Source organism: Burkholderia sp. BCC1998 (assembly GCF_905339875.1).
Classification (GTDB): domain Bacteria; phylum Pseudomonadota; class Gammaproteobacteria; order Burkholderiales; family Burkholderiaceae; genus Burkholderia.
This window is the reverse complement of the sequence record NZ_CAJPHE010000020.1, coordinates 84,209-98,662: the sequence shown is the minus strand read 5'-3', so window position 1 is coordinate 98,662 and position 14,454 is coordinate 84,209. Positions and strand designations below refer to the sequence as shown.

At 60.8% G+C, this 14,454-nt stretch carries 11 protein-coding genes and 1 tRNA gene; 9 read left to right on the top strand and 3 right to left on the bottom strand.

Annotated elements, in window-relative coordinates:
- Nucleotides 1–68 precede the first annotated feature (68 nt).
- The 3 genes from U5A56_RS28365 to U5A56_RS28355 all read left to right on the top strand — a co-directional run bounded on the left by U5A56_RS28365 (nucleotide 69) and on the right by U5A56_RS28355 (nucleotide 1,368).
- Entirely contained in the window at nucleotides 69–680 is a 612-nt protein-coding gene (locus U5A56_RS28365; RefSeq protein WP_006400565.1) for a glutathione S-transferase N-terminal domain-containing protein, read from the top strand.
- Nucleotides 681–751: 71 nt separating this feature from the next.
- A complete protein-coding gene (locus U5A56_RS28360; protein WP_044845942.1) occupies nucleotides 752–1,273 on the top strand; it encodes a ClpXP protease specificity-enhancing factor in 522 nt (173 codons plus the stop codon).
- Between the two features lie 19 nt (nucleotides 1,274–1,292).
- Nucleotides 1,293–1,368: transfer RNA gene (locus tag U5A56_RS28355), tRNA-Thr, on the top strand.
- 187 nt (nucleotides 1,369–1,555) lie between these two features.
- Here the strand turns inward: U5A56_RS28355 and U5A56_RS28350 are convergent.
- Both U5A56_RS28350 and U5A56_RS28345 read right to left on the bottom strand, forming a co-directional pair.
- The gene (locus U5A56_RS28350) at nucleotides 1,556–1,837 is read right to left on the bottom strand and encodes a helix-turn-helix domain-containing protein (protein WP_044845941.1); all 282 of its coding nucleotides are present in this window, start codon (nucleotides 1,835–1,837) and stop codon (nucleotides 1,556–1,558) included.
- On the bottom strand, nucleotides 1,834–2,115 hold the full coding sequence (locus U5A56_RS28345; RefSeq protein WP_321925748.1) for a type II toxin-antitoxin system RelE/ParE family toxin: 282 nt from the start codon (nucleotides 2,113–2,115) through the stop codon (nucleotides 1,834–1,836). Before U5A56_RS28345 ends, U5A56_RS28350 begins: the two co-directional genes overlap by 4 nt.
- An 866-nt stretch (nucleotides 2,116–2,981) precedes the next feature.
- Between U5A56_RS28345 and U5A56_RS28340 the strand changes: the two genes are divergently transcribed.
- Nucleotides 2,982–3,185 (top strand): hypothetical protein, encoded by a 204-nt coding sequence (locus U5A56_RS28340; protein ID WP_044845939.1) that lies wholly within the window; start codon nucleotides 2,982–2,984, stop codon nucleotides 3,183–3,185.
- Between the two features lie 91 nt (nucleotides 3,186–3,276).
- Here U5A56_RS28340 and U5A56_RS28335 read toward each other — a convergent pair whose 3' ends face one another.
- A complete protein-coding gene (locus U5A56_RS28335; protein ID WP_044845938.1) occupies nucleotides 3,277–4,077 on the bottom strand; it encodes a cystine ABC transporter substrate-binding protein in 801 nt (266 codons plus the stop codon).
- A 360-nt stretch (nucleotides 4,078–4,437) separates the two neighbouring features.
- Here U5A56_RS28335 and U5A56_RS28330 point away from each other — a divergent pair, with 360 nt between their 5' ends.
- The 5 genes from U5A56_RS28330 to U5A56_RS28310 all read left to right on the top strand — a co-directional run bounded on the left by U5A56_RS28330 (nucleotide 4,438) and on the right by U5A56_RS28310 (nucleotide 14,441).
- On the top strand, nucleotides 4,438–7,608 hold the full coding sequence (locus U5A56_RS28330; RefSeq protein ID WP_321925745.1) for a type VI secretion system Vgr family protein: 3,171 nt from the start codon (nucleotides 4,438–4,440) through the stop codon (nucleotides 7,606–7,608).
- A gap of 50 nt (nucleotides 7,609–7,658) precedes the next feature.
- A complete protein-coding gene (locus U5A56_RS28325) occupies nucleotides 7,659–12,218 on the top strand; it encodes an RHS repeat-associated core domain-containing protein (protein ID WP_321925743.1) in 4,560 nt (1,519 codons plus the stop codon).
- On the top strand, nucleotides 12,215–12,685 hold the full coding sequence (locus tag U5A56_RS28320; RefSeq protein WP_321925741.1) for a hypothetical protein: 471 nt from the start codon (nucleotides 12,215–12,217) through the stop codon (nucleotides 12,683–12,685). Before U5A56_RS28325 ends, U5A56_RS28320 begins: the two co-directional genes overlap by 4 nt.
- A gap of 82 nt (nucleotides 12,686–12,767) precedes the next feature.
- Nucleotides 12,768–13,034 carry a hypothetical protein gene (locus U5A56_RS28315; protein ID WP_321925739.1) on the top strand — a complete coding sequence of 89 codons (267 nt, stop codon included), beginning with the start codon at nucleotides 12,768–12,770 and terminating at the stop codon, nucleotides 13,032–13,034.
- A gap of 756 nt (nucleotides 13,035–13,790) precedes the next feature.
- Entirely contained in the window at nucleotides 13,791–14,441 is a 651-nt protein-coding gene (locus tag U5A56_RS28310; protein ID WP_321925737.1) for a hypothetical protein, read from the top strand.
- Nucleotides 14,442–14,454: the final 13 nt, after the last annotated feature.

Genomic DNA, 14,454 nt, shown 5'->3' with positions numbered 1-14,454 from the left:
GCAAGGCGGAACCCGTGAAAGGGGTTGCGCCGCGTGCCGGCCCTCGGCTTTTTTGAGGAAACGCAAATATGATGGTTCTGTATTCCGGCACAACTTGCCCGTTCTCCCAGCGTTGCCGGCTGGTGCTGTTCGAGAAGGGGATGGATTTCGAGATCCGTGACGTCGACCTGTTCAACAAGCCGGAAGACATCTCGGTGATGAACCCGTACGGTCAGGTGCCGATTCTGGTCGAACGCGACCTGATCCTGTACGAATCGAACATCATCAACGAATACATCGACGAGCGCTTCCCGCACCCGCAACTGATGCCGGCCGACCCGGTGCAGCGCGCCCGTGCACGCCTGTTCCTGCTCAACTTCGAGAAGGAGCTGTTCGTTCACGTCAGCACGCTCGAGAACGAGAAGGGCAAGGCAGCGGAGAAGAACCACGAGAAGGCACGCCTCGCGATCCGCGATCGCCTGACGCAACTCGCGCCGATCTTCGTGAAGAACAAGTACATGCTCGGCGAGGAGTTCTCGATGCTCGACGTCGCGATCGCGCCGCTGCTGTGGCGTCTGGATCACTACGGCATCGAACTGTCGAAGAACGCCGCGCCGCTGATGAAGTATGCCGAGCGGATCTTCAGCCGTCCGGCCTATATCGAAGCACTGACGCCGTCCGAAAAGGTCATGCGTCGTTGATGATGCAATGAGGGCAAGACGGAGCGGGCGGCGCGGCGTGCCGAGTGCTCGCTCCGGGTTCGAGGATTGTGATGCAAGAGATTTCAACGAAGCCTTATCTGCTGCGCGCGCTGTACGAGTGGTGCACCGATAACGGTTACACGCCGCATATCGCGGTGAGGGTCGACAACTCGACGCGCGTGCCGCGTCAGTTCGTGCGTGACGGCGAGATCGTGCTCAACATCAGCTTCGAGGCGACGAGCCAGCTGCAGATGGGTAACGAGTGGATCGAGTTCACCGCCCGGTTCTCCGGGAAGGCGCACAAGATCGAGATTCCGGTGGCCAACGTGCTCGCGATCTACGCGCGCGAGAACGGCCAGGGGATGGCGTTCCAGGTCGATGCGGTGGCGGGCGAGGGCGCGGATTCGGGCGCGTTCGAGGACGATGCCGAGCAGGCCGATGAGGTGCGGCGCGACGAGTCGCCTGTCGTGCTGGCGCCGGTTGCCGATCAAGGTGCGAACGAAGAACCGTCCGAAGGCGCCGACGAACCGCCGAAAACCGACGGGGATGGCTCGAAAGGCGGCAGCAGACCTCGCCTCAAGATCGTGAAATGAGGTAGAATCTCGCGCTTACGCCGGCTTAGCTCATCTGGTAGAGCAGTTGATTTGTAATCATCAGGTGGCGGGTTCGAGTCCTGCAGCCGGCACCATATCCGAAAAGGGGTTACGGAGTTTTCCGTAACCCCTTTTTTTCGTTCGTAGCGATCACCGGCGTGCGCGCTGCACATCCGGGCAATGGTTTCCCGACTGTGCTTTATCGCCAATTCGCCGGGACGGGCGTCGGCCCGCGGATTCCGTCGCCCGCGCGACGCCCCGGGCCTTCGCGCGGCAATCGAACTACTTCATCGCTTCCAGACGTACCACGGCACGACTTCCCGTCGCCTTCGCATAGCGCGCCAGCGTGCGCAGCGACGGCATCGTGCGACCGCTCTCCATCCGCGCGATGGTCGATTGAGTGGTCTGCATCCGCTCGGCGACCTGTTCCTGCGTCAATCCGGCGCGCACGCGTGCGGCGACAAGTTCGCGGGCAACGGCGAACTCCGGTGCCTGCGCGTCATACTCGGCCTGCGTGGCCGGATCGGCCAACAGGCGCTTCTTCAACGTTGCAAGGCTGGTCATCGCTCAATCCTCCTTATCCGGGCGCACGCCATTTCGATAGCGCGACGCGGTGTTCTCTGCGTCTTCTTCACGAACACGTGCAGCACGATCAGGCGTTGCTTCGTCCGCGCGACGTAGATCGCCCGCGCGATGCCATCACGCCCGGTCATGCGGATTTCCCAAAGCTTTCCCGTCAGCGCGCGCACATGGGGCATCCCGACGCGTTGCGGGCCGAACTCCGCCAGCATCTCCGCGATATGGAGGAAGCGGGCGCGCATATCGGGAGGCAATGCCAGCAATTCGGCCGTTGCCTCGGGTATCAACTCAACATGCCAGGTCGTCAGTTTATCGCTTTTTTGCTATATCGGGTGAGTGAGTGGCCCACTGCATGCAATCCACGGGGATTGCATCGACGCCCATCCCTTGATGTGCGGATATTCGCAACAGTGGGGGCGGCGGTGGCGGCTATGCAGTGCTCATGAAGCGCATTCGCCGTCGACACGACCTTTCACAATCTCGGTGAAGAGCGGAGAGAAAAATACTTTGGTGTCCGTTCAATGTAGGCGGTTTCAATTGCTTTGAGTGCAAATTGGCCGTTCGGTATAGAAACCCTGACCAAACGGCAGACGAGGTGAGGCGAAGATTCCTGGGGCGGGGGGCGCTGCGAGAGACGGTTCGATTTCGAGCGACGAACGTTGCGTATCGCGTCAGCGGAATCGTGCCGATATTGGTTGGAGTGCTAGAAGTTTGAAGCGGAGAATTTTGAGGCGCATGGGCAATGGAGGCTAACGTTTCGACCGCATGGCACGTCAATCCAGCTCGGCCACAGGCATCGCCCTCGAGGCTGAAGATGCCTGCGCTCCCGCCCCGATCCGCACGACGTGCGCTGCGCTGGCAATCCGAGCGCGCATCGCACATCGTTGCGCCCTCCTTTCCCTGTCACGCCCGCGTCACGCTGCGCCCCTAACGTTGCACGTTCCCGTCGCGGCACCACCGTCGCGATCCGGGCGTGCGTGACCCGCACGCGACGCCGTGCCCGCGTTGCGCAACGGTCAACCGGGGTCTCGCTCCCGGCGGCGCATCGACTCTGCCTCGCACCATTCCATTCGAAAACACGATCGACGCCGGTTCGAACCGGATCGCGGACGATCAGGAGACAAGGACCATGTTGAGTCCGCATGAATTCTCGATGCTGCTGCGCATAGCCCGCGCACCGGACAGCGTCGACCTGGCGAACCCCGCGTTCGCCGTGCTCGTCGAAAAGCGGCTCGTCGACGATACGCAGGTACGCGTGAACGAGGTGGCTGCGCGCCCGGCGCTGACGCCGATCGGCCAGATGCTGCTCGCGCGCTTCGACGAAGCGGCCTGAGCGAAGGGAAGAGCGAAGAGAGCGGGAGAGAAGAGGCGTCACGCCTTCGCCGTAGCGAGTGACGTGACGCAATGCAAGCGCGGCGAACCGCTTACTGTGCGACCGGCACCGTCACGTCGCTGCCGAACCAGTGCATCGAGATCTTCTTCAACGTGCCTTCCTTGCGCAGCGACTCCAGCGCGTCGTTGATCGCCTTCTCGAACTTCGGATTGCCCTTGCGGAACGGGATCGCCATCTCCTGCTTGCCGCCGTTCAGCACCGCGCCCGAGCGCAGCGGCAGGTTCGACGTCTTGATCATGTACGGCAGCATCAGGCGGTCGTCGAGCGTCGCCTCGATCCGGCCTGCCGCGAGATCACGCAGCTTTTCCGGTGCGCCAGGATACGTCTGCACCTCGATGCCCGGCACGCTGCGCGCCATCTGGTCGTAGTTGGTGCCGAGCGTCACGCCGAGCTTCTTGCCCTTGAAGTCCTCGAGCGACTTGAAGTTGCGCGTGTCGTCCTTGCGCTGGATCAGCTGCGCGGCCGAGTACGTGTACGGCTCGCTGAAGTCGAGCGCTTCCTTGCGCTGCGGCGTGATCGTGACCTGGTTGACGATCACGTCGAACTTGCCGGCCTGCAGCCCCGCGATGATGCCGCTCCATTCGGTCGGGACGAACTGCGTCTTCACGCCGAGCTTGCCGGCAACCGCATTCGCGACGTCGACGTCGAAGCCCTCGAGCTGACCCGACGTGCCGCGCGAGTTGAACGGCGGATATGTGCCTTCGAGGCCGACGCGCAGCACACCGGCTTTCTTCACCGAGTCGAGCAGGTCTTCCGCGTGCGCGGCGACGGCCGTGAAACCGAGGGCCGACGCGAGCAGCAGGCCAGATAGCAGGAACTTCGAACGTTTCATCGTGGATCTCCAGTGTTCAGTGTGGTGAGGGCGCACCGGGCATCGATCGTGCCCGGGCCGGGCCGAATGACGGGCACGTAGACACTACTCGCAACCGGGCGGCGCCGGAAGTCGAATTGGCCCTGATTGCAATCGATTTCAGCGGGCGGCGGGGTGGCAGCGCGGTGTGACGACGTGGCACGTGAGCGCTGGACGAGCGTTAGAAAGGTTTGCCGTGGACGCTCGGACCAACGATTAAAAATACTCTTTTAAACCAGGTCATTTTCCGAGTCGGCTAGTAATTTGTCTGTAAAATCGCGCGAGCGAAAATCGCATCACGCGCCATCCGAGGGCGCGTCAAAAGAAGAAAAGGCCGTTGCCATGAACATGCAGAACACTGTTGCCGCATTGCGCGGCGGGTTGCTTCAGCAGGACCGGCTGCTGAAGCTCGATACGCCATTGGGCGCCAACGTGCTGACCGTGCAGCGGGCCGTCGGCCGGTCGCGCATCGGGCGCGCGTACGAATTCACGCTCGATGTGCTGTCGACCGACAGCGATCTGGAACTCAAAAAGCTGATCGCGCAGCCGGTCACGTTGTGGATCCAGCAAGGCGATCGCAGCTACCGGCCGATCAACGGGTACGTGCACACCGCGCGCCGCCTCGGCGCCGACGGCGGGCTCACGACCTATCAGCTCACGTTCGCCGATTTCACCCATTTCCTGAAGTTTCGCCGAGACCAGCGGCTCTGGAACGACACGACCGTCGACCAGATCATCAGCGACGTGCTGAACCAGCATCCGCAGGCGCAGGGGCATTTCCGCTTCGCGCTGTCGAAACCGCTGCCGAGCCGTTCATACACGCGTCAGCACGAAACCGACTGGCATTTCGTGCATCGGCTGATGGAGAGCGAAGGCCTCTACAGCACATGGCAGCAGGCCGACGACGGCAAGTCGCATACGCTCGTGATCACCGACAACCTGCAGGCGTTCGCGCCGCTGTCGCCGGAGACCGTGCGCTTCTATCGGGGCGGCGCGGCGAGCGAAGCCGACGCGTTCACGCAATGGTCGGGCTCGCGCACGCTGCAGAGCGTGACCCGGACGACGCGCACGTTCGACTACAAGAATCCGTCGCAACCGTCGAACCCGAAGGGCACGACGCTGCCGACGATGGGCGGCCAGGGCGAATTGCCCGACCAGCTCGAAGTCTACGAGTACACCGGTGCGTACACGTATCTGGAGCAGACGCGCGGCGACCATCTGACGAAGCTGCGGATGGAGGAATGGGAGTCGCAAGCGAAGCGCTTCCACGGCGCGGGCGGCGTGCGCGCGATCGATGCCGGCCGTCGTTTTACGCTGGCGGATCATCCCGAACACGATCGCGATCCGGCCGACCAGCGCGAGTTCGCGGCGATCGGCGTCGAATGGTGGATCGAGAACAACCTGCCCGTCGCGAGCAGCAGCGCGGACTTTCCGTACAGCCTGCGCGACGCGTTGACGCAAGCGCAGGAGGGCTACGGTGCCGACGCCGCGTTTCGCGTGCCGCATGACGACGGTTCGGTCGGCTTCTATCTCGTCGAGGTCGAAGCGCAGCGCGTGAGCGTGCCGTATCGCAGCCCGTTCGAGCACGAGAAGCCGAAGATGCATCTCGAGACGGCCATCGTCGTCGGGCCGCAGGGCGAGGAAGTCTATACGGACGAGCTGAATCGGATTCGTGTGCAGTTCGTATGGGATCGTCTGAACCCGGGCAACGAGAACGCGTCGTGCTGGGTGCGCGTCGTGCAGTCGGATACCGGCGGCGGTTACGGTGGCGTGCACGTGCCGCGCATCGGCGAGGAAGTGCTGATCGACTACGTGGGTGGCGATTGCGACCGGCCTTTGGCAGTCGGGCGCGTGTACAACGGCGCGAACCAGCCGCAGTGGCATAGCGACGGGATTCTGTCCGGCTATCGGTCGAAGGAGTATTCGGGCAGCGGCTACAACCACCTCGTGATGGACGACGCGACCGGGCAGAACCGCGTGCAGCTGATGAGCAGCAGCGCGAACAGCCTGCTGCATCTCGGCTACCTGATCGACCAGAACGGCAATTCGCGCGGGTCGTATCTGGGCAGTGGCTTCGACCTGCGTTCGGATGCATATGGCGCGGTGCGGGCGAGCCAGGGCCTGTACGTGACCACGCACCCGAAGGCGCCGAACAGCCAGCCGCTCGACGTGAAGGAAGCGCAGCAGCAACTGGTGACGGGCGAAAGCCTGGTCGAGGCGATGTCGGGCGTGAGCGAGCAGCATCAGGCGGAAAGCCTCAAGGAAGCCCACGACACGATGCGCGCGTTCACCGACGCGACGCAGGACAGCGCGTCGGGCAACGCGTCAGGCGGACGCACGGCAGGCGGCGGCACGGGCAGCGCGAATGCGTTCAAGGAGCCGGTGATGCTGTTCGGCAGCCCGTCGGGGATCGGGATGTCGACACAGCAGTCGCTGCACGTGGTCGCGAACGATCACGTGAACGTCGCGAGCGGACAGAGCGTGCACGTCGCCGCGGGCAAGTCGCTGATCGGCAGCATCGGGCAGAAGCTGAGCCTGTTCGTGCAGAACGCGGGGATGAAGCTGTTCGCCGGCAAGGGCAAGGTAGAGATACAGGCGCAGTCGGACAACGTCGAGGTGACCGCGCAGAAGGCGGTGAAGGTTGTGTCCGCAACCGACCGGATCGAGATCGCGGCCGACCAGGGGATTCTGCTGACGAGCGGCGGCGGGTATATCCGCATCAAGGACGGCAACATCGAGATTCATACGCCGGGTGCGGTCGATGTGAAGGGCGCGTCGCATACGTTCGCGGGGCCGGCGAGCATGGGATATCCGCTGCCGAGCCCGCGGCCGGACCAGCCGGGGCAGTTGGAGCTGTTTCACAAGTACGTGAACGGCGAGGCGGTGAAGGGCGGCCTGTTCACGGTGAGAGACGTGAACGGCGCCGTGCTGAAGAAAGGGGCGCTCGACAACAGCGGCTATACGGCGGTGAGCGGTTTGCCGCCGGGGGCGGTGCGTGTCGAGTTCGGGAAGGATCCGCGCGAGTCGGCTCAACCCGCAAATTACTTCAAGCAGGCGCAGTGGCCGGTCGAGCCCGTCGAGCCGTCGCCGCAGGCGGCGCAAGCCGCGGCGACGGACCAACTCGCGAGCCAGTTGAAGGGGATGGCGCCTGCGGCGACGACGGCTGCGATGGGGCTTGCGAGCGGAGGTGGAGCCGGTGCTGCGTTGGGCGGACTGGCGAGTTCCGCATTGCCGGCTGCCGCAAGTGCGCTGGGTGGGGCAGGCGCTGTTTCCGCGCTACAGACGGCATCGAGCCTGGGCAGTGCCGCGAAGCAGGTGGCCGGGATGGTGCAGGCAGCTCGCCAAGGCGGGCTCGCGGCGCTGGCCACGCCGGCTGCGAAGGCGGCATCCGGTGCGCTGCAGGGCGCGCTACCTGGTGTCGCCGGAAAGGGCGCTACGACGGTGGTGTCGGCCGCCGGTGCGACCGGCATGAAGCTTCCGACGAGCGGGTTCGGCGGACCGCTGAAATCCTGAGAGGGCGGCTTGTCAGCCGTCTTGAAAAAACGAATTGAACGAACAACGACATGGCACAACAACTTCCACCGGGCGCCGAGAAGGAACAGGCCGTTTCCTGGCTCAGCGATATTTCGCCGAAAGATGTAGCGGCGGGAGGCGACCGTTTCAACAAGTGGCTGCTCAAGATCAGCGGCAATCACATTTCGTTCGAGGATCTCAAGACCTTCGCAAGCGCGGTGCCGATCATCGGCAACCTGATGGCGTTTTACGATGCGGTGTGCGACATCGTGATGATCGTCGAGAAGCGCCACGCCAATCTGCTCGATTACCTCGGGCTTGCGATCAACCTGATCGGCGTCATTCCGGTTCCGCCGCCGCTGGCATCGTTTCGACTGTCGGCACGGCCGCTGCTGGCGCTCGTGCGCAATCAATTGCTGGTGTCTCGCGGCAATCTCGGCGCGGCGCTCATTTCGGTGCTCGTCACGCATGTCAACGCCGCGGCCGCGACCGAAATCGAGAACTTCCTGAAGACCCTGCAGGACGTTCTTGTCGAACTGCTGAACGACTGCGCGCATAAGGCGCAGGAGTTGATGCTCGGTATTGCTACCGGGCTGGAACTCGCCCTCAAAGGGCAAATTTTCGACAGCAGCGCCAACGTGCGGCGTACTGCGCAGATCGCCCGGAAGATGGACAAGCGATCCTGGTACAACCCGATGCTGGTGGTTGATGCGATCGAGTACGGTTACGAAGGTTCGATCGCGTTGGGGAAGGAAGCCGGGAACGCGACGGTCGGGACTGCTGCGAAGCTTGCTCCGGATTCGTGGCTGCAACCGTTCCGCGATATCGTCGCGTTCCTGAAGGACGAGGCGCCGAAAGTCGCGAAGGCGATCCGCGATCTGAACGGCAGCGAAGAAGGCAAGATGCTGTGGCTGATCGCGCAAGTGATCGAGGCCGTGGCAAGGGTGCGCGCACGCGGGAAGCTTCACGAAAAGACCGCCGACGTGCCGCCCGGCGGCAAGGGGCGGGCGCAGCACGATCGTCCTCAGGAGCCGGCGGGTGCGATCGGACAGCAGGCGCATGCGGAAGGTGCCGGCCAGAGTCCTTGTAAAAGTTGCGGAATTGGCGCGTCGACCGGGTCGATCGATTTTGCCTTCGGCGATGAGACTTTCACTCACACGGACTTTGAACTGCCCGGCGCACTGCCGCTCGTCTGGGCGCGCACGTACCGGTCGCGCCTCTCCGCATACGACAACGGGGAACTTGGCGCGCGGTGGCTCACGCCATACACGACGCGCATCGATGTCGAAGGCGATAGATGGTTCTTTCGCGATGCCAGCGGGCGCAGCATCGAATATCGAGCGCTTGCAGCCGGAGGTGTGCATGACGATCTCGCGGAAAACCTGACGCTGACGCGTCTGGACGAGACGTGGGTCACGATTGCATACGGCCACGACGAGCTTCACGTGTATGAACGGCGCGGCAATGCGTTCCGGCTGGCGATGCAGAAGGACCGTGCGGGCAATACGATCACGCTCGATTACGACGCACTCGACCGCGTGGCACGCCTGATCGATGCGAGCGGCAACGTGCTGTCGTTCGAGCACGACAAGCAAGGCCGGATCGTGCTGATCGAGCAGGTGCTCGACGATGGAAAGCGCCGTACGCTTGCGAGTTACGCCTATGACGAAGCAGGCGATCTCGTGCGCGCAACCGACCGGTACGGCAACGCATGGAGCTATCAGTACCACCGTCATCTCGTGACGCGCTATACCGATCGCACCGGCCGCGGGATGACGCTCGAATGGGACGGCGCGGACGCTGAAGACAACGCGAACGCGAAATGCGTGCGCGAGTACGCGGACGACGGCAGCCTCGATATCCGCCTTGCATGGCATCCGAACATTCGGCTGACCTACGTGACCGATGCGCTCGGTCAGATGTCACGCTACTACTTCAACATCAAGGGATACGTTTATCGAATCGCCTATCCGGACGGCAGCGAGGAATGGTTCCGGCGCGACGAGCATAACAATCTGACGCTGCACATTCTGCAGGACGGCAGCATCGAGCAGATGCGTTATGACGCACGTGGCAACCGGACCTGGCACGAGCGCGCGGACGGCAGCATCGTCGAGATGGCATACGACGGCAAGGATCAGATGATCCGGCTCGTCGATCCGAACGGCCACGTGTGGCAGCGCAAGTACGACGATGCGGGCAATCTCGTCGAGGAAATCGATCCGCTCGAGCATGTGACGAAGTACGCCTACAACGACAAGGGGCTGCCTACGCAGATCACGGATGCGAAGGGCGGCTCGAAGGCGCTTGGATACAACGACGCCGGGCAATTGACGAGCTACACGGACTGCTCCGGAAAGAAGACGGAGTGGCGGTACGACGATATCGGCCGCGTGATCGAGACAAAGGACGCGTCCGGTGGCGTGGTTGCCTATGGTTATGGCCCGAACGGCCAATTGACGGAGACGCGTTCGCCGGCCGGTGTCGAGCACGTGCAATACGATGCTGAAGGCCGGTTGTTGCGGCATACGGATCAACTCAATCGATCGACCCGATACGGCTACGATGCAGTGGGTCGTATTGCGAGCCGCGCGGACGCGCTCGGGCAGACGATTGCGTATCGCTACGACCGTATCGGCCGCTTGACCGCGCTGACCGATGCGAACCTTGCGACGTACCAGTTCCGCTACGATCCGGCGGGGCGGTTGATCGAGGAAATCGGTTTTGACGGCAAGTCGACGCGTTATCAATACGACCCGGACAGCGGCAGCCTTGTTTCGGTTGATGAAGCGGGTTGCGTGACGTCGATCGACGTCGACGCAAACGGTCGCCTGATGAAGCGTGTGGCGGGGGAAAGCGAGGAACGGTTCGCCTACGACCCGAGCGGCAGGCTGATCGACGCGGTGAACCGCTACAGCCGCGTGCAGTTCTTCTTCGATCCGGTCGGCAATCTGGTGCGCGAACATCACGCGTACGATTTGTTCGGCGAGCGGCGTAGCTACGTCTGGCACCACGAATACGACGAGCTCGGCAACCGACGACGTACCGTGCGGCCGGATGGGCATGCGGTTGACTGGCTTATGTATGGCTCGGGGCATGTGCACGGGATGCTGCTCGATGGCGAGGAGCGTGTGCAATTCGAGCGCGATGACCTGCATCGCGAGACGGTACGCATGTTGTCGAGCAAGGTCGGACAGCGCACGCATTACGACCCGGCAGGACGCGTGCTGCAGCAGACGATCCAGCGGTCGACCTCGCCCGCGCCGCTCGCCGAGCGGCGGTATCGCTATGACGCGGTCGGGCAGTTGTCGCGGATCGAGGATAGTCGCAAGGGCGGGACGGACTATCGATACGATCCGGTCGGGCGGCTGATCGAGGCGATCAGTCCGGTCGCGAAGGAGCGGTTTGCATTCGACCCGGCGAGCAACATCATCGATCCGGTGCGGTCTACCGAAACACCGGTCTACCGGTCGAGCCCGGTGCGGCCGGAAAGCACGTTGCCGGTCGAGGTGCCGAAGGTGTTGGGCAATCTGCTGAAGGCGTATGCGGGGATGCACTTCGAGTACGACGCGCGCGGGAATCTGGTGCTCAAGCGCACGCCGGCGGGGGAGCAGGAATACGAGTGGGATGAGTTCAATCGCTTGCTGTCGGCGCGGGTCGCGGAGGCGTCGCGGCAGAGTCAGTCACGGTATTTCTATGATGCGTTCGGTCGTCGGATCGCGAAGGAGGTGAATGACGAGCGGACGGTGTTCGGATGGGATGGCGACACGCTGGCGTACGAGAGCGATGGCGAGCGCGGCACGCACTATCTGTACGAGCCGGGAACGTTTGTGCCGCTGGCGCAGTATGTGGCGGAACCGGTTGAGGGAATCTCGACGCCGGAGTGGAAGAGTACCGACCGCTACGTGCCGGAGGATGATCCGCTTCAGAAGATGCCGGAGCGGCGGGGTGACGCGGCGCTGTTCTATTACCACTGCGATCAGATCGGGACGCCTCAGTTGCTGACGGATGACGACGGAGACGTCGTGTGGGAAGCGTCGTATAAGGCTTGGGGCGAAGCGCGGGAGGTGATTGCGCGAGTGTCGAAGGCTGCGGGTGTCGTACCGAAGAACCCGTTGCGGTTTCAGGGGCAGCAGGTTGATGAGGAGACGGGGCTCACCTATAACCGACACAGGTACTACGATCCGAATTCAGGTCGCTTCGTGTCAAAGGACCCGATCGGTCTCGCGGGAGGCGACAATTGCTATCAATACGCACCGAACTCGACGGGATGGATCGATCCACTTGGATTGGCTCGTTGTCTAACCTCGAGAGCAGCTCGTCGCGAAGCAATGCGGCAGGCAGGTATTCCGACGAGCCAACAACCAATCAGTCAATCAAAGAACGCATCTGGCCGGGAGTATCGTTATGAAATTCCACAAGGAGGTGGAGGAAAAATTCAGGCCACTGTCCAGCAACAAACGATGGATGTGAGCCACCTTGACGATCCCCACTGGGAGGCGGGCAAGGTAAAGATCGATCCAATCAGCGGCGACACGCGGATGAATGACTATGGTCGACCTAAAATAGCTAATCCGAAAGGAAAGGCTTATTACGGGGGGTGCCAATGAGCGAGAACCATGTGAGTGAGTACCGGAAGGAGCTTCTTTTCAGGAGGGCCAACGGAAAGAAGATTTTAGGCACGTACCTTTCCAAGGTGGCGGTGTTATTTCCATCTCTTGCTCGTCCAGAATTGCTATCCCTTGAGGAGACGGATTCAATTTTGGATAGATTAAGAATAACTTGTGCTGATCTTCGGCAAGAAAAAATCCGGATTCCTGCGGGAGAGCTTCATTCTCAATTGGCAGATATTCGGAATTTCGGGGGCGGTTTTTATGTTTTGGTCGACGAGGACTGGAAATATTGCGGCTTGCTGAAGGTGGGGGCGATAGAAATTCTGAATGTGGTGGTCGAGTTTGGAGGTGGGATATTGAATGATCTTGTTTTTATATCGACTGACATGTCATTGGTTGTTGATTTCGATTTTTTTGAGATGAATGGGCTTAAATTGATAGATGTAAAAAAATGGTGTAAATAGAAGTGCAAGTGAGCAGGAATACGAGTGGGCGAATTCAATCGCTTGCTGTCGGCACGCGTTGCGGAGGCGTCGCGGCAGAGTCATGCAGGTGCTGACGATGAATCAACGCGATGAAAAACTGAAATTGGTCACGAAAATAATGGAGTTCATCGAAGCGCAAACCTATGATCCGGAAATCTGTGCTCGATATGTCTATCTCAAGTCGCTTGATGCTAGGGCATATCGCTATGGTGATAAGAGGCTCGACACGCTGCTCGACACGATTGGTGGGATGAGTGCGGGAGAGGAGTTCGTCTATTCAAAGACTGAGCTTCTAGAAATGTTGAAGGCGTACTTGTCAGAAGCGTAGAAACGAAAGGCTGCTCGAGCGGCTCCCGGTATATATGTTGGATGTCGAGGTTGGGGGAGATGGAAATCAAGTACGACGGAATCGACCATTTGACCGAGCAAACGGGGGCGACGGCATGATGATGCGCTATGAATACGATGAGGTGGGTTTACGGATCGCGTCACATTGAGGAAATTACTCAACGCCCCGCAGCCAAAGGCGGGCTGGCACCTAGCGATTGGCGCAATGCGACTACGACGCGGGTGGTGTTCTGCGCCCAGGCACCGTGCTTTTCGATCGGGAGAGTGAAGGAGCGCGACTTATAGACGGGGCTGCACTATAACCGGTGTTGGTGAGTCTCAAAGGCTTGACGCTTGGGGAGAGGTGAGCTCTAGGCTGCCCACCTGAAGTCGATGATTGAGTAATCTCCACGAGGCCGAGCGATACATATGTCATCAGCCAGCGTCGTCCGGTCTCAGTCAGGCTCGATTTGCATCTGCTGGACAGCCAGCTGACGCCGCTGGCGTTGCGGCAGGCTGTTTGTTTGCTCGGCCAATTAGATTGTTGAGTGGCGATTATTCTAGAAATGCGTTGAAAGAATTTAGATCGGATTTCCCCATTGACCGGCAGGATCGCATGGCAGAGGTGAACGCCTCAAAAAATGGAGAGTGCAATCTGTGACTCCATCAGCAGTCGATCAGTATCTAGCTGGGTCTACTGGTGACATCGCCAGGGAAGGGGGCGTTCAATTGCTGTTGTGCCTAGGAGGTCGGAGAAATGTTATTGGAAGAGCCAGTGGTCGAGAATATATTGACCGCGCTTCGTGAGAAATTCGAGTCGTACGACACGACGAATCTCTACTCTCAATATCTTGAAATCAGGGATTCGATAGGCGATTGGAAATTTTCGTCCGGTGACTATTTTTCATGTCTTCCATATGAAGAGCAGCGACAGGGTTTCTCCGCGCCAAAGTTGCTCAAGAAACGCTATGAGAGCGTCGACGAAGCACGTTGGCTAGGAAAGTACAGCGCAGGCTTCCGAAATGGACGGCATGTCGTGACAGTCATGCCAGGTCAAAAGACCATTCGAGCGCTCGGTGCAGATTTGTACAGCGAAGACGATGGTGTAATCGATGTGTGTAGTATCACGCATAAGGGGATTGATAATCCGGAGAAGGTCACGTCTCGCGTGACGGGTATTGCTAGAATGAAACCGCTTGGTGAATCTCTCAAGGTTTACGTCGCTGTTGGTGAGGGTGGGGCATTTTTGATTTATCTTTTTGAATACTCGGTGGATGAAAAGCCGAAAACTGCGCTAGCGTTCTCGAAAGGATGGACGGGCGAGTCTCGGTGGGACTTCCATTATGGGTCGTCCGGCGAGTTAGATCGAATCACAGCCGGCCCAGCGACACTTTGGGCACGCGCGTAGTTGACTCTTTGCT

Excerpts from the sequence above, each read along its gene's own strand:
- U5A56_RS28350 (WP_044845941.1), bottom strand. The coding sequence starts at position 1,837 with ATGACCAGCCTTGCAACGTTGAAGAAGCGCCTGTTGGCCGATCCGGCC.
- U5A56_RS28315 (WP_321925739.1), top strand. The coding sequence starts at position 12,768 with ATGCAGGTGCTGACGATGAATCAACGCGATGAAAAACTGAAATTGGTC.
- U5A56_RS28360 (WP_044845942.1), top strand. The coding sequence starts at position 752 with ATGCAAGAGATTTCAACGAAGCCTTATCTGCTGCGCGCGCTGTACGAG.
- U5A56_RS28330 (WP_321925745.1), top strand. The coding sequence starts at position 4,438 with ATGAACATGCAGAACACTGTTGCCGCATTGCGCGGCGGGTTGCTTCAG.
- U5A56_RS28365 (WP_006400565.1), top strand. The coding sequence starts at position 69 with ATGATGGTTCTGTATTCCGGCACAACTTGCCCGTTCTCCCAGCGTTGC.
- U5A56_RS28325 (WP_321925743.1), top strand. The coding sequence starts at position 7,659 with ATGGCACAACAACTTCCACCGGGCGCCGAGAAGGAACAGGCCGTTTCC.
- U5A56_RS28320 (WP_321925741.1), top strand. The coding sequence starts at position 12,215 with ATGAGCGAGAACCATGTGAGTGAGTACCGGAAGGAGCTTCTTTTCAGG.
- U5A56_RS28340 (WP_044845939.1), top strand. The coding sequence starts at position 2,982 with ATGTTGAGTCCGCATGAATTCTCGATGCTGCTGCGCATAGCCCGCGCA.
- U5A56_RS28335 (WP_044845938.1), bottom strand. The coding sequence starts at position 4,077 with ATGAAACGTTCGAAGTTCCTGCTATCTGGCCTGCTGCTCGCGTCGGCC.
- U5A56_RS28310 (WP_321925737.1), top strand. The coding sequence starts at position 13,791 with ATGTTATTGGAAGAGCCAGTGGTCGAGAATATATTGACCGCGCTTCGT.